General features: G+C 64.4%; 18 protein-coding genes and 1 riboswitch. Of the genes, 15 read left to right on the top strand and 3 right to left on the bottom strand.

Annotation, left to right across the window (positions count from 1 at the left end; all coding sequences use genetic code 11):
• Window positions 1–220 precede the first annotated feature (220 nt).
• The 15 genes from ACIQUG_RS07650 (at window position 221) to ACIQUG_RS07580 (ending at window position 16,169) form a co-directional block, all read left to right on the top strand.
• A complete protein-coding gene (locus ACIQUG_RS07650; protein WP_034792195.1) occupies window positions 221–1,144 on the top strand; it encodes a carbohydrate ABC transporter permease in 924 nt (307 codons plus the stop codon).
• 11 nt (window positions 1,145–1,155) lie between these two features.
• Window positions 1,156–2,013 (top strand): carbohydrate ABC transporter permease, encoded by an 858-nt coding sequence (locus tag ACIQUG_RS07645; RefSeq protein ID WP_402319256.1) that lies wholly within the window; start codon window positions 1,156–1,158, stop codon window positions 2,011–2,013.
• A 3-nt stretch (window positions 2,014–2,016) separates the two neighbouring features.
• On the top strand, window positions 2,017–3,135 hold the full coding sequence (locus ACIQUG_RS07640; RefSeq protein WP_402319253.1) for an ABC transporter ATP-binding protein: 1,119 nt from the start codon (window positions 2,017–2,019) through the stop codon (window positions 3,133–3,135).
• Entirely contained in the window at window positions 3,132–4,256 is a 1,125-nt protein-coding gene (locus ACIQUG_RS07635; RefSeq protein WP_402319250.1) for an ABC transporter ATP-binding protein, read from the top strand. Before ACIQUG_RS07640 ends, ACIQUG_RS07635 begins: the two co-directional genes overlap by 4 nt.
• Entirely contained in the window at window positions 4,256–5,833 is a 1,578-nt protein-coding gene (locus ACIQUG_RS07630) for an FGGY-family carbohydrate kinase (protein WP_402319247.1), read from the top strand. Before ACIQUG_RS07635 ends, ACIQUG_RS07630 begins: the two co-directional genes overlap by 1 nt.
• Entirely contained in the window at window positions 5,830–6,867 is a 1,038-nt protein-coding gene (locus ACIQUG_RS07625) for a 2-hydroxyacid dehydrogenase (protein ID WP_402319244.1), read from the top strand. The genes ACIQUG_RS07630 and ACIQUG_RS07625 overlap by 4 nt, the downstream gene beginning before the upstream one ends.
• Window positions 6,867–8,399, top strand: a complete 1,533-nt coding sequence (locus ACIQUG_RS07620) for a glycerol-3-phosphate dehydrogenase (protein WP_402320613.1) — start codon at window positions 6,867–6,869, stop codon at window positions 8,397–8,399. Before ACIQUG_RS07625 ends, ACIQUG_RS07620 begins: the two co-directional genes overlap by 1 nt.
• A gap of 10 nt (window positions 8,400–8,409) precedes the next feature.
• Window positions 8,410–9,462: a class II aldolase/adducin family protein gene (locus ACIQUG_RS07615; protein ID WP_402319241.1), complete on the top strand. Its 1,053-nt coding sequence runs from the start codon at window positions 8,410–8,412 to the stop codon at window positions 9,460–9,462.
• Complete coding sequence (locus ACIQUG_RS07610) at window positions 9,459–10,745, top strand: FGGY-family carbohydrate kinase (RefSeq protein WP_402319238.1); 1,287 nt, start codon at window positions 9,459–9,461, stop codon at window positions 10,743–10,745. The genes ACIQUG_RS07615 and ACIQUG_RS07610 overlap by 4 nt, the downstream gene beginning before the upstream one ends.
• Complete coding sequence (locus ACIQUG_RS07605) at window positions 10,742–11,593, top strand: TIGR01459 family HAD-type hydrolase (RefSeq protein ID WP_402319235.1); 852 nt, start codon at window positions 10,742–10,744, stop codon at window positions 11,591–11,593. The genes ACIQUG_RS07610 and ACIQUG_RS07605 overlap by 4 nt, the downstream gene beginning before the upstream one ends.
• A gap of 12 nt (window positions 11,594–11,605) precedes the next feature.
• Window positions 11,606–12,544, top strand: a complete 939-nt coding sequence (locus tag ACIQUG_RS07600; protein ID WP_402319232.1) for a sugar phosphate isomerase/epimerase family protein — start codon at window positions 11,606–11,608, stop codon at window positions 12,542–12,544.
• A 100-nt stretch (window positions 12,545–12,644) separates the two neighbouring features.
• Window positions 12,645–13,424, top strand: a complete 780-nt coding sequence (locus ACIQUG_RS07595; protein ID WP_402319229.1) for a DeoR/GlpR family DNA-binding transcription regulator — start codon at window positions 12,645–12,647, stop codon at window positions 13,422–13,424.
• Window positions 13,421–14,188 (top strand): triose-phosphate isomerase, encoded by a 768-nt coding sequence (locus ACIQUG_RS07590; protein ID WP_402319227.1) that lies wholly within the window; start codon window positions 13,421–13,423, stop codon window positions 14,186–14,188. Before ACIQUG_RS07595 ends, ACIQUG_RS07590 begins: the two co-directional genes overlap by 4 nt.
• Window positions 14,189–14,230: 42 nt before the next feature.
• Entirely contained in the window at window positions 14,231–14,674 is a 444-nt protein-coding gene (locus ACIQUG_RS07585) for an RpiB/LacA/LacB family sugar-phosphate isomerase (protein WP_043615766.1), read from the top strand.
• Between the two features lie 211 nt (window positions 14,675–14,885).
• On the top strand, window positions 14,886–16,169 hold the full coding sequence (locus ACIQUG_RS07580) for a low temperature requirement protein A (RefSeq protein WP_402319224.1): 1,284 nt from the start codon (window positions 14,886–14,888) through the stop codon (window positions 16,167–16,169).
• 278 nt (window positions 16,170–16,447) lie between these two features.
• Here ACIQUG_RS07580 and ACIQUG_RS07575 read toward each other — a convergent pair whose 3' ends face one another.
• The 3 genes from ACIQUG_RS07575 to ACIQUG_RS07565 all read right to left on the bottom strand — a co-directional run bounded on the left by ACIQUG_RS07575 (window position 16,448) and on the right by ACIQUG_RS07565 (window position 18,819).
• On the bottom strand, window positions 16,448–16,921 hold the full coding sequence (locus ACIQUG_RS07575; protein WP_402319221.1) for a 6,7-dimethyl-8-ribityllumazine synthase: 474 nt from the start codon (window positions 16,919–16,921) through the stop codon (window positions 16,448–16,450).
• A gap of 94 nt (window positions 16,922–17,015) precedes the next feature.
• Window positions 17,016–17,166, bottom strand: a riboswitch (FMN riboswitch).
• Between the two features lie 154 nt (window positions 17,167–17,320).
• Window positions 17,321–17,662, bottom strand: coding sequence for a TfoX/Sxy family protein (locus ACIQUG_RS07570; RefSeq protein ID WP_402319218.1), 342 nt, complete (start codon window positions 17,660–17,662; stop codon window positions 17,321–17,323).
• Between the two features lie 95 nt (window positions 17,663–17,757).
• A complete protein-coding gene (locus ACIQUG_RS07565; RefSeq protein WP_043615778.1) occupies window positions 17,758–18,819 on the bottom strand; it encodes an ABC transporter ATP-binding protein in 1,062 nt (353 codons plus the stop codon).
• Window positions 18,820–18,824 lie beyond the last annotated feature (5 nt).

The following is an 18,824-nucleotide window of genomic DNA, read 5'->3' as shown; positions in this document are numbered from 1 at the left end:
CCCGGCGCCACACTCAGAGTGCCAGAGCGTCCTTCGTGCGTTCGTCTGAACGCACGGCGCTCCGGTGGCGCCGGGCATCCCGCGATGCCGGCTGAGCCGGCCTGTTGCGACCTATTTGGGGCCGCATCGAAATCAACCTGAGATGCCGAGGAACTGGCGCGACGCCTGAAGGCCGCCGCGTGCCGCGTGCTCTTTAAAGACTTCAGGAACGGAGCTCGACATGGCTTCAACAGAAACGCTCAAGAGACCAGCCTCCGGTTTCAGGATCAGCAGGAAGATGCTTCCCTACGTGCTGAGCCTGCCGGCGCTGCTCGTCTGCATCGGCATCCTCATCCCGTTCTTCACGGCGGTCATCTACTCCTTCCAGCGCTACCGGTTGAGCCAGCCCTGGGCGCGCCAGTTCAACTGGGGCGAAAACTACCTCAACTTCTTCACCGATCCGGCTTTCTGGAACACGCTCAAGGTGTCGCTGCTCTATGCCGGCCTCACCGTGACGCTGGAACTGCTGCTCGGTCTCGGTATTGCGCTACTCTTGCAGCGGCGCTCGGCGGTCAACAACTTCATCTCGATCATGCTGCTCCTGCCGCTGATGATCGCACCGGCGCTCGCCGCCTTGATGTGGAAACTGATGACCAATCCGAGCTTCGGCATCCTCAGCTATCTCGCAAGCCTGATCGGGCTGCATGATTTCCGCTGGGCGTCCTCGCCGGATACCGCGCTGCTGACCGTCGTGCTGGTCGATATCTGGGTCTATACGCCCTTCATCATGATCCTGCTGCTTGCGGGCCTTCGCTCGCTGCCGACCCAGCCCTTCGAGGCGGCGGCACTCGATGGCGTTCCGCGCAGCTTCGTCTTCTTCCGCATCACGCTGCCGATGCTCACACCCTACATCCTGACGGCGACGCTGTTCCGGTTGCTCGACAGTATCCAGCAGTTCGACATCATCTACGCGATGACCCAAGGCGGGCCTGGCAACACGCTCACCGTCTTCCAGGTCGAGGCCTATCTCAACTTCTTCCAGTCGACCAATGTCGGCCGTTCGGCAGCGCTGCTGATCATCCTCTGGGCGATCACCTACACGCTGTCCAACGTCTTCATCAAGAACTGGCTGCGGCTGCGCGAACGCGCACGCGGCGAAGCTTAAGGGAGGGACCGATGGAAACCATGTCTCCGCTCGAACGGACTTTACGCGGTCTCGCCCTGACGCTTGTCGTCATCTTTTTCATGTTCCCGATCTTCTGGATCTTCCTGATGTCGTTCCAGACGAACGAGACGATCCTGGCCATCCCGCCATCGGTCGTGTTTTCGCCGACCTTGTCGAACTATGCGGCGCTGATCACCGGTAAGCTGCAGACGGCGGCCGGCACGCTCGACATCGCCTTCATGCGCAATCTCGGCAACTCGATCTTCCTGTCGGTCGCCTCCGTTGCCGTGGCGTTGGTGCTCGGCGTGCCTGCTGCCTATGCCTTTGCCCGGCACAAGTTCAAGGGCTCGGAAGACATCGCGTTCACGCTGCTGTCCTTCCGCTTCGCGCCGCCGCTTCTGGTGCTGTTGCCGCTGACCCAGTATTTCCAGTGGCTCGGCCTTTCCAACACCTATTTCGGCCTGATCTGGGTCTACCAGCTGATCTGCCTGCCGCTCATTCTCTGGATCGTGCGCGGCTACTTCGAGGACATCTCGGCCGACGTCGAATATGCCTATCGCATCGCTGGCCATTCGTGGTTTGCGACCTTCCGCAAGATCGCCCTGCCGCTCGCCGGACCGGGCATTGCCGCTGCCGGCCTGCTCGCCTTCATCTTCGCATGGAACAACTTCGTGTTCGCGTTGGTGCTGGCGTCCGCCGACAAGCAGCCGGTGACGGTGGGCGCACTTGCCTTCGTCACCTCCTCGGGCATCCAATACGGGCAGATCGCCGCGGCCATCGTGCTTTCGGTCACGCCGACGCTCGCACTTGCACTCTACGCCCAGCGCTACCTTGTCGAAGGCCTGTCGCTCGGCGCGGTGAAAGGGTAACTCATGACCACGCTGCAACTGAAGAATATCGTCAAGCGCTACAAGAGCCAGACGGTTCTCGACGACCTCACGCTCGATGTTGCCGATGGCGAGCGGCTGGTGCTCTTCGGCCCCTCCGGCGCCGGCAAGACCGTGCTGCTCCGGTTGGTCGCCGGCGTCATCGAGCCGGACGAGGGCAGGGTGCTGATCGGCGGCGAGGACATGACCGATGTGGACGCCGAGCACCGCGGCGTCGGCATGGCTTTCCAGAACTTTGCGCTGTTCCCGCATATGAGCGCCTTCGACAATATCGCAAGCCCGCTGACGGCGACGCGATCGTCGAAGGAGAAGATCGCCGCCGGCGTGCAGAAGGTCGCCAAGCTGCTGAAGATCGACCATGTGCTGACGCATCACCCGAAGGCGCTTTCGAACGGCCAGAAGCAGCGCACCGCCCTTGCTCGTGCGCTCGTCGGCTCGCCGCCGCTTTTGCTGCTCGACGATCCCCTGCGTAACGTCGATGCCAAGCTGCGTTTCGAGATGCGGCTGGAACTGCCGCGGCTCCTGGCTGCGGAAGGCGCGACGGTCGTCTACGTCACCCAGGATTACAAGGAGGCGATGGCGCTCGGCGACCGGATCGCGGTCATGGCCGCTGGCCGCATCCGCCAGATCGGTACGCCGCAGGAGATCTACAACGCGCCGGCCGATATCGAGATCGCTCGGCTCTTCGGCGACCCCACCATCAACCTGCTCGATGTCACGCCGCAGCGCAGCGGCGGAGACGTCTTCGTCGAGCTTTCGAACGTCCGGGTGCGGCTTGGGGATTACGGCGCCGATGTCGTCGGCCGCCAGTGCGTGCTTGGCCTGCGTCCCGAGACAATCAGCTTCGTCGATGCGGCAGCACCGGGTGCCATCCCTGTGACGGTGGAGGCGGAAACGCCGCTCAATGAAAAGACCGTAACGTTGGCGCTGACCGCCCGTGGTCGCGAAATCCTGGTGTCGCGCCCGGCCGGCACGCCTGGTCCGACCGCAGGGCCCGCCCATATTGCCGTCAATGGCATGCAAGCTTTCCTCTTCGACAAGGCGAGCGGCGTCCTGCTGCCGCGCGCCGACCTTGCAGCCAAGCGCGATGGAGAAGCGGCATGAGCGACACCGCTCTTTTGATCAAGGACGTCGACAAGTTCTACGGGCCGGTCGACTTCGGCGTGCACGCCGTGAAGAAGCTGAACATGGATGTGCGGAAGGGTGAGATCATCGCGCTGCTCGGCTCGTCCGGCTGCGGCAAGACCTCGACGCTGCGCATGATCGCCGGTTTCGAGGCGGTATCGCGCGGCACGATCTCGCTTGCCGGACGCGAGGTCCAGACCCTGCCGCCGGTGCGCCGCAACGTCGCCATGGCGTTTGAAGGCTACTCGCTCTATCCGCCGCTGACGGTGCGCGAGAACATCGCCTTCGCGCTGAAAGCCTCGAAGCTCTCGCAGAGCGTCGTCGACGAAAAGGTGGCGGGCATCGCCAAGCTGCTTGAAATCGAGGACATTCTCGGGCGCTACCCGAGCTCGATTTCCGGCGGACAGCAGCAGCGCGCCTCGCTCGGGCGGGCGCTCATCCGTGATGCCAACCTGCATCTGCTCGACGAGCCGATGGGACAGCTCGAGCCGCAGCTGCGCGCGCTTTTGCGCGGCCGCATCAAGCATTTCATCAAGGAACGCGGGCTGACGGCGATCCTCGTCACCCATGACCAGACCGAGGCCAATGCGCTTGCCGACCGCATCGCCGTCATGGAAGGCGGTGTGCTGCAGCAGTTCGACACGCCGCAGAAGATCAAGGAACGGCCGGCCAATCTCTTCACCGGCACCTTCGTCGGCGAGCCGCCGATGAACGTCTTTGAAGCCAGTGTCACCGGCTCCGAAAGCAAGATGGCCTTTGGCCTCAAGGACGGCGTGCGGCTCGAATATCCGGCTTCGGATTTTTCGCATGCGGTGCGCGACGAACTGATCAAGCGGCAGAAGGTGGTGCTCGGCATCAGGCCCTATTCGGTGCGCCGCAGCGTCGATGGTGTGACCGGACGGGTCGCTGTCAACCAGTGGCTCGGCGACCAGACCCATATTGCCGCGGACTTTGCCGGCGGCACCATGGTGCTCGTCGAGCATGACCGGACCGAACTCGATGTCGGCCAGCCGATCGGCATCCATCTCGATCCGTCGAGCCTGCACGTCTTCGACGGCGAGAGCGGGCGGGCGATCAGCCATGGACAGGAGCTCGCCTGATGCGGGACATCCTCATCGGCATCGATGCGGGCACCTCGGTCATCAAGTCGGTGGCCTTCGATCTGCGCGGCCGGCAGATCGCCGCGGCGGCGCTGCCGAACGCCTATGAGGCCGTCGGCCGCGCCGGCAGCGTGCAGGATCTCGACCGCACGTGGGCCGACGCGGCAACGACGCTGAAGCAGCTCTCCGAGAAGATCGAAAACCTCGCCGGCCGCGTCGCCGCGATCGCGGTGACCGGTCAGGGCGATGGCACCTGGATGATCGACAGAGCGGGCGCCCCGGTCGGCAAGGGCTGGCTGTGGCTCGATGCGCGCGCCGGCGAGACCGTCGAGCGGCTTCGCGCCGACAGCGGCGACATCGCCCGGTTCGAAAGCACCGGCTCGGGGCTTGCCGCCTGCCAGCAGGGGCCGCAGCTGCGCTGGATGAGCGACCATGCGCCCGAGATGCTCTCGGGCGTCGCCACCACGTTCCACTGCAAGGACTGGCTCTATTTCAAGCTGACCGGCAAGCGGGCGACCGATCCCTCCGAAGCCAATTTCAGCTTCGGCAATTTTCGCACCCGCAGCTACAACGACGATGTCATCCGCTTTCTCGGGCTCGAAAAGCTGAAACATGTGCTGCCGGAGATCGTCGATGGTGCTGCGACCCATCACGCACTTTCGGCGGAGGCAGCAGGCATTACCGGCCTCACCGAGGGCACGCCGATCGTGCTCGGTTACGTCGATGTCGTCTGCACCGCGCTTGGCGCCGGGCTTTATGATCCGGGCACCGATACGGGCTGCTCGATCATCGGCTCGACTGGCATGCATATGCGGCTCGCCAACGGCGCCGACGATGTGCGGCTGAACCGGGATCTGACCGGCTACACCATGTGCATGCCGATCCCCGGCGCCTACGCGCAGATGCAGTCGAACATGGCGGCGACGCTGAATATCGACTGGATCCTCTCGCTGGCCTCGGGCCTGCTGAAGGGCATGGGGGTGGAGAAATCGAAGAGCGAGCTGCTCGCTTATGTCGATGGCTGGCTGGCGGAGGCGAAGGACACGCCGCTCATCTTCCAGCCCTATATTTCGGAGGCCGGCGAGCGCGGGCCCTTCGTCGACGCAACCGCGCGTGCCTCCTTCGTCGGGCTCTCGATCAACCACGGCTTTCCCGACATGGTGAAGGCGGTCCTTGACGGGCTCGCCATGGCCGCGCGCGATTGCTACGCCGAGATGGGGCCGCTGCCCGGGCGTATTCGCCTGACGGGTGGCGCTGCCCGCAGCGCTTCGCTCCGCCGCATTCTCGGCGCCGCAATTGGCGCTAGCGTCCAGACGAGCGAGCGGGAGGAGGCGGGGGCCGCCGGTGCAGCGATGATCGCCGCCGTCTCGCTCGGCATCTATCCCTCGATGGCTGATTGCCTCGGCGATTGGGTCACGCCCTATCAACGGCCGGCGGAAGCCGCCGACCCGGCGCTTGCCCGCCGCTATGACGAACTCTTCCCCACCTACCAGCAGTCGCGCACAGCGCTCAGGCCCGTCTGGCACGCACTCTCCCAAGGTGCGGCCGCGGGAACTCAACAGGAAACATCGAAATGAAGAAGATAGCCATTATCGGCGACCGGTTCATGCTGCCGGACGTGTTTCGCGACAAGATCGTCGAGGCAACCGGCAACGGCCATGACATCCGCACGCTCGAACTGCCCTGGCCGGATGTGCCGATGGAGCACGGCTATGCCGTCGAAGGCATGGACGGTCTCAAGGAATATCTCGGCAAGCCGGAGGATATGATCGACTTCATCGGCGATGCCGAAATCCTGGTGACGCAGCTGGCGCCGCTGTCGCGCGGAATGCTCGAGGCGTTGCCCGGCCTTAAGCTCGTCGCCGTCTCGCGCGGCGGTCCTGTCAATATCGACATGGGAGCCGCGCGCGATGCGGGCGTTCGTGTCGTCAATACGCCCGGCCGCAATGCCAACGCCGTCGCCGAGTTCACGCTCGGCGCCATTCTTGCCGAGACACGGCTGATCCGTACCGGCCATGAGGCCCTGCGCAAGGGCGAATGGCGCGGCGATCTCTACCGCGCCGATCGCACCGGCCGCGAGCTTTGCGAGATGACCGTCGGCGTCATCGGCTACGGCAATATTGGCACCAAGGTGGTGCGGCTCTTGCGGGCCTTCGGCACCAAGGTGCTGGTGCATGATCCCTATGTGCAGCTCTCGGCCGACGATCTCAACGCCGGTGTCGAGCAGGTTTCGCTTGATGCGCTGCTTTCCCGCTCCGACCTTGTGACGCTTCATCCGCGCGTCACTGAAGAAACGCGCAACATGATGAATGCCGAGACCTTTGCACGGATGAAACCCGGCGCAATCTTCGTGAACACGGCGCGCGGACCGCTCTGCGACTATGACGCGCTTTACGAGAACCTGGTGAGCGGCCACCTGTCGGCGGCGATGCTGGAGACCTTCGCGATCGAACCGGTGCCTGAGGACTGGCCGCTGTTGCAACTGCCGAACGTGACGCTGACGCCGCATATCGCCGGCGCCTCGGTGCGCACCGTCACCTTTGCCGCCGAAATGGCGGCCGAGGAAGTCCGCCGCTACATCGCCGGTCTGCCGCCGGTCAATCCGTGCTGATGACAGGAGGAACGACGTTGAGTTCCGAGACCGGAATATACGATCTGTTCGTCGTCGGCGGCGGCGTCAACGGTGCGGGCATTGCACGCGACGCGGCAGGGCGCGGGCTCTCGGTGTTGCTGTGCGAGAAGGACGATCTGGCCCAGGGAACCAGCTCGCGCTCCGGCAAGCTGGTGCATGGTGGCCTGCGCTACCTCGAATATTACGAGTTCCGCCTGGTGCGCGAGGCGCTGATCGAGCGCGAGGTGCTGCTGCAATCCGCGCCGCATATCATCTGGCCGATGCGCTTCGTGCTGCCGCATAACCCTGAGGACCGGCCGGCTTGGCTCGTTCGCCTTGGGCTCTTCCTCTACGACCATCTCGGCGGCCGCAAGCGGCTGCCGGGCACCCGGAGCCTCGACCTTTCGACCGCGCCAGAGGGCGCGCCGATCAAGCGTGCGTATCGCAAGGCCTTTGAGTATTCCGACTGTTGGGTGGACGACGCGCGTCTGGTCGTTCTGAACGCGCTCGATGCACGTGATCGTGGCGCCCGCGTGCTGACGCGCACCGCGTGCAGCGCGATCCGTAGGCGCGACGGGATCTGGTCTATCGAAATGACCGATACGCGCACCGGCGCCAAGACCGAGGCGAGGGCGCGCTGCGTGGTCAACACCGCCGGTCCCTGGGTCAACGACGTCATCGGCCGGATCGGCGGCTTAAACTCCAGCCGCAGCGTGCGGCTGGTCAAGGGCAGTCACATCGTCGTGCCGAAATTCTGGGAGGGGCGGCAGGCCTATCTGGTGCAGAACCCGGACAAGCGCGTGATCTTCATCAATCCCTACCAGAACGACCTGGCGCTGATCGGCACGACCGATATCCCCTACGAAGGCCGGCCGGAGGACGTGGCCGCAGACGACAACGAGATCGCCTATCTCCTGAAATCGGTGAACCGCTACTTCAAGCAGCAGCTGACGTCGGACGATATCGTTCACAGCTTCTCCGGCGTGCGGCCGCTCTATGACGACAATGCCGAAAACCCGTCGGCGGTCACCCGTGACTATATCTTCGAGGTCGATGCGGCCGACGGGCAGGCGCCGCTGCTTTCGGTCTTCGGCGGCAAGATCACCACGTTTCGCAAGCTCTCCGAACATGCGCTGGAACGGCTGAAGCCGTTCTTCCCCAAGCTGGGACCAGCCTGGACGGCGAAGGCGCATCTGCCGGGCGGCGACATGGCGGAGGCCGATTTCGATTTATTCCTGGGCGAGCTTAAGGCGCGCTATCGCTGGTTGCCATCGGACCTCGCCAAGCACTACGCGCGGCTCTACGGCACCCGGACACATGCGCTGCTGGCTGGCGCCACGTCGCTCGACGATCTCGGTGCGGCCTTCGGCCCGCTCTTCCGTGAATGCGAGGCGCGCTTCCTCATCGAAAACGAATGGGCGCTGACGGCGGACGACATTCTCGACCGGCGCACCAAGCATGGTCTGCACATGACGCAGGCCGAGCGGCAGGCCTTTACCCATTGGCTGGACCGCCAGCAGGCCGCGGCCTGAAGGAGAACGGATGCGAAGTCTGGAATTCGAAGCGCTTCTCGATCTTTCGGCCCGCGTCGGGGCGGACCCGCTGCTGGTGCAGGGGGCGGGCGGAAACACCTCGATCAAGGAGGGCGGAACGCTCTGGATCAAGGCGTCTGGTCTGTGGCTGGCGCATGCCCGCCAGCGCGACGTCATGGTGCCGGTGGCGCTCGAGCCCTTGCTCGAAGCACTGGATGCGAACGACCCGGCAACCGAGAAGGCGCAGGATTTCGTGATCGCCGAGCGCAACCCCTCGGGCCTGCGCCCCTCGATTGAAACGACCGTGCATGCGCTGATGCCGCAAAAGGTGGTGGTGCATGTGCACTGCGTCGAGACGATCGCGACGGCGGTGCAGACCAACGGTGCGGCAATCGCTGCCGAGCGGCTTGCCGGCTACCCCCATGTTTTCGTGCCCTATGCTCGCCCGGGCCTGCCGCTTGCGCGGGCGATTGCCGAACGTATGCAGGACAACACGTCGGTGCTGGTGCTCGGCAATCACGGCCTGGTGGTCGCTGCTGAAACCGTGGTCGACGTGGCGATCCTGCTCACGGATATTACCCGTCGGCTGACCGGCGCACGCAGGATCGCTCCCGCCACCGATGTGGCGGCGCTTTCGCGCCTTGCGGTCGATAGCGATTACCGTCTACCGGAGGACGTTGCCCTGCATTCGGTCGCCGCCGATCTCGACAGTTGTCGGCTTGCCGCCGGCGGCAGCCTCTACCCCGATCATGTTATCTTCCTTGGCAAGGGTGTCGTGGTCGCCGCGCCCGGCGAGACCGCGCTTTCGATCGAGACGAAGCTGCGTGCGGCAGGTAACAGCCTGCCGCCGTTGCTGCTCTTCCCGGGCAAGGGCGTGCTGGTGCAGAAGGAGATCTCCGCCGGCGCCTTCGCCATGGCGCGATGCCTTGCGGACGTGACGGCGCGCATCCCTGCGGATGCACGGCTCCGTTATTTGACAGACGCGGAGAACGCCGAGCTTCTCGGCTGGGATGCCGAGAAATACCGCCAGCAGCTCAATCGCGCCGGGCAGGTGCTGCAATGAGCGGCCAATCGGACAAGCTCGTCATCGGCATCGATCTTGGCACTTCGGGCGCCCGTGCGGTCGCCATGGCGGTGGACGGGACCGTCGTCGCATCAGGTGCGGCGAAGCTTTCGGCTTTCTCCGCGGATCACCGCGATCCCGTGGGTTGGTGGAAAGCGGTGCAGGCGGCGCTTGAGGAAGCGCTTGGGGGTATCGACAGGCGGAAGGTCGTTGCACTTTCGATCGACGGCACGTCGGGCACGATGCTGCCGATCGATGAGAGAGGCGCGCCGCTGGGGACGCCGATGATGTACAACGATCCGGTTGCCGATCGCGCGCTTCTCGATGCGGTCTCCGCCCATGCGCCGCGCGAAAGTGCCGCCCATGGCGCGACATCCGGTCTTGCCAAGCTTCTCGCTTTCCAGTCGCTGCCGGGTGTCTTCCGGGTGATCCATCAGGCCGATTGGCTCTCGGGGCATTTCACCGGGCTCTACGATGTCTCCGACGAGAACAATGCGTTGAAGACCGGCTATGACCCGGTGTCGCGGTCCTGGCCGGACTGGATGGAAAGGACCGGCGCACGCGTCGATCTGCTGCCGGATGTGCTGCCGGCCGGCGCGCCGATCGCGACGATTGCGCCGGAAGCGGCCGATGCTTTCGGGCTTTCGGATGACGTTGTGATCGTTGCCGGCACGACGGACGGCTGCGCCTCGTTCCTGGCCACCGGCGCCGATCAGCCGGGTGACGGCGTCAGTGCGCTCGGCACGACGCTTACGGTGAAGATGCTGTCCGACCGTCCGCTGTTTGCGCCGGAATACGGGCTCTACAGCCACCGCATCGGCGAGATGTGGCTGGCGGGCGGAGCGTCTAATACGGGCGGCGTGGTGCTGGCCGAGCATTTCTCGCCGGAGCGGATCGTAACGCTTTCGGCCGGGATCGATCCGGCCATCGACACCGGGCTCGACTATTATCCGCTGGTGAAGCCCGGCGAGCGCTTTCCGATCGCCGATCCGGATTTCGCCCCGCGCATGAGCCCGCGACCGGCCGACGACGCGATCTTCCTCAAGGCAATCTTCGAGGGTATAGCCGGCGTCGAGAGCCTCGCCTATCAGCGGCTGACGTCGCTTGGCGGGCCGGCGCTGCGGTCGCTGCGTAGCGTCGGCGGCGGCGCGAAGAACGCGGTCTGGAGCGCGATCCGGGCGCGCAAGCTCGGCGTGCCATTCCTGTCCGCGTCTTCCGAGGAGGCGGCCGCCGGCACGGCGCGGCTGGCGCTGGCCGGCGCGAGAAAGGCTGGTGTGCTGTGACGTTTTCCCAAGCGACTGCAATCGAGGGACTGGGCGAGATTGCCGATCGCTACGACGCCTTCCTGATCGATCAGTTCGGCGTGCTGCGCGATGGTCGCGGGCCCTATCCGGGCGCGGCCGAAACGCTGGTTCGGCTGAAGGATGCGGGAAAGCGCATCATCATTCTCTCCAATTCCGGCAAACGCTCGGCGGAAAACGACCGTCGGCTCGCCGATCTCGGTTTTGTTCCGGGAAGCTGGGACTGGTTTCTGACGTCGGGCGAGGTCGCCTGGCAGATCCTCAGGCGGGAGGGCGCGGGCGCGAGCAGTGGTACGCGCAAGTGCCTGTTGGTCAGCCGCGACGACGACCAGTCGCCGATTGCCGGGCTTGATCTCCAACGTACCGAAAACGGTGCGGACGCCGACATCGTGCTTCTGGCGGGAAGCGAGGGAGACGTCTATCCGCTCTCCCACTATGAGGCGATGCTGGCCCCGGCGGCAAAACGCGGCATTCCCTGCCTCTGCACCAATCCCGACAAGATCATGTTGACGAAGGCCGGGAACGCCTTTGCCGCCGGCCGCATCGCCGAGCTCTACGAGGAGCTCGGGGGTACCGTGCGCTGGATCGGCAAGCCCTTCGCCGACATCTATGCGCTCGCGCTCGATTTCCTCGGGCAGCCCGAACCGACACGGGTCTGTGCGATCGGCGACAGTATCGAGCACGATATTGCCGGTGCCGCGAATGCAGGGCTTCACTCGGTGCTGGTGACGACCGGGATCCTTGAGAACGCCTCGGACGAGGAGCGCCGTCAGCTGTTTGCCGAACACGGCGCCAGCCCCGATTTCATTCTTCCGAAATTCATCTGGTAGGGGGAGCCGATCGTGGCCTTCACGCTGTCGCTCAACACCAATCCGCTGGTCAACCGCTTCGCCGAGCCCGATGACCTCATCGACACGATCGCCGAGAAGATCCGTATCGGCTACGTGCAGCTCACTCACGAATTCGTCAATCCGGGCTGGCCAGCGGCAACGATCGCCAAGACCCTCAGGCAGTTTCGACGGGCGCTCGACCGCACCGGCGTGAAGATCACCTCGGGCATGACCGGCCCCTATGGCCGCCTCAACCATTTCGGCCATCCGGATCCGGATGTCAGGCGCTACTATGTCGACTGGTTCAAGACCTTTGCGGATATCTCCGCCGAACTTGGCGCCTCCGGCATGGGCACGCAGTTCGCGATCTTCACGCTGAAGGATTATGACGACCCGGCGCGGCGCGAGGAGATGATGCGGATCGCCATCGACTGCTGGCGGGAGGTTGCCGAGCACGGCAAGGCGGCGGGGCTTTCCTATGTCTTCTGGGAGCCGATGTCGGTCGGCCGCGAGTTCGGCCACACGATCGCGGAATGCCGGACGCTCGACCGGCGGCTCGCAGAAGCGCAGCTGCCGATCCCGATGAAGATGATGGTCGATATCGACCATGGCGACGTTACCTCCGCCAACCCGGACGATATCGATCCCTATGCCTGGGCAGGGGCCTTCCCGGAGCGTTCGCCGATCATCCACATCAAGCAGTCGTCGATGAACAAGGGCGGCCACTGGCCGTTTACCGCCGCCTATAACCGCGACGGCCGGATCACGCCGGAAAAGCTGATCGGCGCGATCAAAGCCGGTGGCGGCACCGACAACGAGATCTGCCTGGAGCTTTCCTTCCGTGAGCGCGAGCCGACGGATCACAACGTCGTCGAGATGATCCGGGAGTCGGTCGAATTCTGGGAGCCGCACATCGACACGGGCTTCAATCGCACAGAAAAATCACACTGAAAGATCACAAAATCACGTTCGATAAATTGAAATATCACAAATAGGTGTTATCTTCTCACGGTGAGCGCGGCCAAGGCTGCGCGCGATCGGGACCGAGACGATGAAGCCGGAAGACAGGCGACAGGCGATCATGGATGTGCTGATGGAGGCGGGAACGGCCTCCGTCGAAGACCTGTCCTTACGCTTCGGCGTCAGCAAGATGACGGTGCACCGCGACCTCGACGACCTCGAGCAGGCGGGCCTCCTGCGCAAAGTGCATGGCGGCGCCTCGATCCAGTCGAGCCCGCAGTTCGAAAGCGACTTCCGCTACCGCGAGAAGATCGCCACCGCCGAAAAGCGACGGATCGCCGAACATGCGGCGTCGCTCATCGAGCCGGGGCAGAGCATCCTGATCGACGACAGTTCGACGACGGGCGCGATCGCCGAATGCATTCGCGACATTCGCCCCTTGACGGTCATCACCAACAATCTCGGCGTGATCACCAGCCTCTCGGGCGCACCCGGCATCAATGTCATCGCGCTCGGCGGCCAGTACAGCAAGAAGTTCAACGGCTTCTTCGGCATCGTCACGGACGAGGCGCTCAGGTCGCTGCGCGTCGATGTCGCCTTCCTGTCGAGTTCGGCGATCGAGGGCACGACCGCCTTCCACCAGGATCAGGAAGTGGTGCAGGCCAAGCGCCTGATGGTGAAGGCGGCCAAGCGCAAATACCTGCTGGTCGATCACGACAAATTCGGGCGCTCGGCGCTGCATTTCCTGACCGGGCTCGATGCCTTCGACGCGGTTTTGACCGGCGCCGAGGTTGCCGCCGAGCATGCCGCCCCGCTCGAAGAGGCGGGCATCCGGCTGGTCAGGATCGACAATTCCAAGGAGAAAGCATGAAGAAGTCGGGCCTCTGGGTCGGAACCAGCTGGAAGATGAACAAGACGCTCGCAGAGGCGATGGCCTTTGCCGAGGGGCTTGCGGCCGCCGACGCATCGCGTGACGAGCGCATCCAGCGCTTCGTCATTCCGCCGTTCACCGCGGTGCGCGAGGTCAAGGCGCGACTTTCCGGCACCAGCGTCAAGGTTGGTGCGCAGAACATGCATTGGGACGATGCCGGCGCCTGGACCGGCGAGGTGTCGCCGCTGATGCTGAAAGACTGCAACCTCGACGTGGTCGAGCTCGGCCACAGCGAGCGTCGCGAACATTTCGGCGAGACCGACCGCACCGTCGGCCTGAAGACGGCAGCCGCCGTGCGCCATGGCCTGGTGCCTTTGATCTGCATCGGCGAGACGCTTGCCGAGCGCGAGGCGGGCGAGGCGGACCAGGTGCTGAAGCGCCAGGTCGAAGGCGCGCTGACGCTGCTTGAGGGCGAGGCGAAGTCGGCGACGATCCTGCTTGCCTATGAGCCGGTCTGGGCGATCGGCGTCAACGGCATTCCGGCGACGGCAGACTATGCCGACGCGCGCCACAAGCGCATTGCCGAGGTGGCGGAAGCGGCCCTCGGGCGGCGCGTGCCGGTGCTCTACGGCGGCAGCGTCAATCCCGGCAATTGCGAAGAACTGATCACCCAGGCGCATATCGACGGCCTCTTCATCGGCCGTTCCGCCTGGGACGTGAATGGCTATCTCGACATTCTGCAGCGCGTCGCCAAGGCGATCTGAGCCTCCGGCCGTTGCAGCTCAAGAAGAACGAAAGGAACAATCATGAAGATTGCAATTGGAGCCGACAGCGCCGGCAAGCCCCTGCTGGATGTCATCGCCGCCCATCTGAGCGGCCGCAGCGACGTGGAAGTCGTCGACCTCAGCCAGTCCGGCTTCTATGCGGACCTCGCGCAGAACCTGGCGCAGCAGGTTGTCGAGGGCAAGCATGACCGCGGCATCCTGTTCTGCGGCACCGGCATCGGCGTGTGCATCTCCGCCAACAAGGTGCCGGGCATCCGCGCGGCGTTGACGCACGACACCTATTCGGCCGAGCGTGCGGCAAAGTCGAACAACGCCCAGATCATCACCATGGGCGCCCGCGTCATCGGACCGGAACTGGCAAAGTCGATCGTCGACACCTGGCTCGCCTCCGAATTCGATCCGAACGGCTCTTCGGCCGGCAATGTCGAGGCGATCAACCGCCTGGATGCGGCGCGAGCCGGTTGAGGAAAAGGGCGGACGGCTTGCCGTCTGCATCCGGTTCCCGGTTCAAGGCTTACCCTATCTCGCGATGCCGTTGATCCTCCCTCAGGCATCGTGACGACACGCCCGGCAGCGATGCCGGGCGTTTTCATGTCCGGTCTTGCGCTTCGTCTTGACGAGGCTTCTGCAAATATTTGAATATTCTTGCGGATCGTCAAATGGGGGGCGCTGCCGCATGAGTGAAACCACCTCGACCGAGCCGCATCAAAGCGCGCACCACCACGTGGCGCGCATGAGCGGCCGCGACACGCATGAACATCATCGGACCGCGACGACGCTCGAGCTGCTGTTCGACCTGACCTTCGTCATTGCCTTCAGCCTGGCTGCTTCGCAGCTTGCCCATTTCCTTGCCGAGGGGCACATCTTTGCCGGCCTCTTCGGCTTTGCGCTTGCGACCTTCTCGATCTGCTGGGCCTGGATCAATTTCAGCTGGTTCGCCTCCGCCTATGACACGGACGACTGGATTTTCCGCACCGTTACCATGGTGCAGATGGTCGGCGTGCTGATCCTTGCGATCGGCCTGCCGCCGATGTTCGAGTCGATCGACAAGGGCGCGCATCTCGACAATGGCATCATGGTGCTCGGCTACGTCGTCATGCGGGTGGCGATGCTCTTCCAGTGGCTGCGCGCGAGCCGCCAGGACCCGGCGCGGCGCAATGCCTGCCTCACCTATGTGAAAGCGATCAGCGTCGCCCAGATCGGCTGGATCGTGCTGATCTTCGTCGACTTCTCGCTGCTGGTGACCTTCGCCATGGTCGTCGGGCTCACGGCGATCGAAATGCTAGGCCCCTATTTCGCCGAGACGCGGGACGGCGGCACGCCCTGGCATGCGCACCACATCGCCGAGCGCTACGGGCTTCTTGCCATCATCGCCCTTGGGGAAGGGGTCGTCGGCACGGTCGCCTCGATCTCGGCCGTGGTCGAGGGGCAGGGCTGGGACCTCAATGTCGCGCTCGTCTGCCTCGCCGGCACGGGGCTCACCTTCGGCATGTGGTGGATCTATTTCCTGCTGCCGAGTGCGGAGATCCTGCACCACTACCGTCTCAAGCGGGCCTTCGTCTGGGGCTACGGCCACATGCCGATCTTCGCATCGATCGTCGCCACCGGTGCCGGCCTGCATGTGGCGGCCTATTACATCGAACACAAGGCGCATATCGGTTCGGTCGCAACGGTGCTGACGGTGGCGGTGCCTGTCGCGTGCTACATCGGGCTGCTCTACGCGATGTACGCCTATCTCATGCAGCAGGTGGACCGCCTGCATCTCTGGCTGCTCGCCGGCACAGCGCTGGTGCTGGCAGCATCCGTGGTTGCGGCGATCGCCGGGCTCGACATGGCCAAGTGCCTGATCATCCTGATGCTGGCACCGGTCGTCACCATCGTCGGCTACGAAGTGGCTGGGCATCGCCACCGCATGGCGGCTCTGGAGCGCAGCCTGCACAAGAGTGATGCGGTGCATTGATTTTGCGAGTCGAAACAGCGGGTTATTCGCTGTTGCTGGCGATGTGATTCAGCGGCTTCAGAGGTTGATTCAGCTACGGTTGCTGGCGCGATCCGCCCCTCTCCGCGGGTTCAATCCGAGGACCAATCCTCTCCTCGCAGGCGAGGACAGGGGGCGAGAACCCTCATAAGCTCGGAGCTTCTGGAACGCCGTGCTTGATGGCACCGGGCGGCTAGGCGGCGGTTCCTTAAGCGTGTCCTTCTCCCCGCGAGCGGGGAGAAGGTGGCGGCAGCCGTCGATCAGGCGTTGACCAGCGCCAGCTTGGCGCGGGCGTCGAGGATCTGGGCGCAGGCGTTGGCCGCTTCCGTGCCCTTGGTGACGAAGTGCTCGCGGAAGAAGGCGATCAGCGGTTCGCTTTCCTGGAAATTATGCGGCGTCAGCACGGCCGAAAGCACCGGCACGTCGGTGTCGAGCTGCACGCGCATCATGCCGTCGAGCACGGTGCCGGCGACGAAATCGTGGCGGTAGATGCCGCCGTCGACGACGAAGGCAGTACCGAGGATCGCGGCATAGCGGCCGGTTTTGGCCAGCGTCTGTGCATGCAGCGGGATTTCGAGTGCGCCCGGCACGTCGAAGATCTCGACATCGGCCGCCGAGCCGCCGAGCTTCGTCCATTGCGCAACAAAGGCATCGACGCAGCGGTCGACGATATCGGCATGCCAACGGGCACGAACGATCGCGATCTTGGCTGTGGGGTGGGAAAGAATGGTCATGGTCTCAAGCCTTTCAGGGTTTGGCGTTTTTCCAATGATCCCGTCGGGCGAACATGCATGCGCGCGAGGTCCCTTCGCGGGAACCCACGGTACTGCTTGCTCTCTTCCATCCGGACTGTGACCGTCGGCTCCGGAATCTGACCGGATCTGCTGACCCCTGGAGCGTAAGCTCCAAGGCGCTCGCGGGCTTCGGCCTTGCGACCGCTACCGCCGGTGGGGAATTTCGCCCCGCCCTGAGAACAACGCGACTATATAGGGCGACCGCGCGCGGTCAAACGCACGGTGCGACGAAAATGCCGGAAATCACGACAGATTTTTCCTTGTGCGACGGAGCGACGGCAAATTCGTTCCCCGAAGTGGAGCCGCCTCGGCCGGTGGTCGAGAGCGGATGCATGATGATCAGCGCAGATCGTCGTCTTCGGCGGCAAGCGCGCGATTGGCCCAATGGAGCAGTGCGTCCCGGTCGTCGAGACAATCCAGCGGCGCTTCGTAGAAGCGATGCACGACCACCGTCTTTCCGCCCTTCGCGTAGCTGAAGGGCTGGCAACCCTCGGCAACGAGCGCATCTTTCAGCCCCCGATCGACCCGGAAGTAAAGGCGGTCCTTGATGCTGACGGCAAAGCGCTTGTCGGCAACGAGATAGGCCCAGCCGCCGAAGAAGCGGTCGATCTGGACCGGCCCGATGCCGGAGAGTTCATCCTGGATATGCCGGACGAAGGCGCTGGGTTCGGCCTTGGCCATGGTCTCGATACCTCGTCGGCGGGTACCTTGCCGCAGCAACGCCACGATGGCTTCAGGCCGGCGCGTGACGCGCCGGCCTGTCGCATTGTCTCGCGCTACTCGCGAATGACGAGCAGGTCCTTGGCGGCAAAGCGCAGCGTGACGTTGTCGCCGGAAACCGGCGGGGCGACGCCCGGATTGTTGAACATGTCGAAGGAGATGACGTCGCCGCCGACGCGGAGGCGCGTGCGGATGACCGAGCCGAGGAAGCTCGTCGAGACGACCTCGCCGGCAAGCGAAGTGTCGCCCTTGGCACCTTCGGCGATCGAGCCCGCTTCGGGACGCAGCGCCAGCGAAATGCTGTCGCCGCCCTTCATGCCGGCGATCGGGTCCTTCAGCGCCACCTGCTGGTTGCCGATGGTGACCGAGCCCGCGGCCGGGTCCGCCACCTTGCCCTCGATGATGCTGAGCGTGCCGACGAAGGACGCGACGAAGCGGGTCGCCGGCGTGTTGTAGATCTCGAAGGGGGTGCCGATCTGGTCGGCACGGCCGGCATTCATGACCACGATGCGATCGGAGATCGACAGTGCCTCTTCCTGGTCGTGGGTGACGAAGACGGTGGTGATGCCGAGCTGCTGCTGGATCTGCCGGATTTCCTCGCGCAGCGACACGCGGATCTTGGCGTCGAGCGCCGAAAGCGGCTCGTCGAGCAGCAGCACCTGCGGCTTGACCGCAATCGCGCGGGCAAGCGCAACGCGCTGCTGCTGGCCGCCGGAGAGCTGGTAGGGGAAGCGGTCCGCTAGGTGCTCGAGCTTGATCAGCCCGAGCATCTGCTTCACCCTCGCGTCGATCTCCGACTTGTCTGTGCCTGCGATCTTCAGACCGAAGGCGACGTTGTCATGCACGTTCATGTTGGGAAACAGCGCATAGGCCTGGAACACCATGCCGATGTTGCGCTGGTTGGGCTTCAGCGAATTCTGGTCGCGGCCGTTGATGACGATCTGGCCGCTGGTCGGCGTCTCGAAGCCGGCGATCATGCGCAGCACCGTCGTCTTGCCGCAGCCCGACGGCCCGAGGAACGAGACGAACTCGCCCTTTTCGATGTTCATGTTGAAATCATGCACGACCTGAACCGGGCCGAAGGACTTCTTGATGCTGGTGAGTGACAGGAAACTCATGGGTC

The sequence above is a fragment of the Ensifer sp. NPDC090286 genome, from assembly GCF_044769565.1.
Lineage (GTDB): Bacteria > Pseudomonadota > Alphaproteobacteria > Rhizobiales > Rhizobiaceae > Ensifer.
This window is presented reverse-complemented; position numbering and strand designations above follow the sequence as displayed.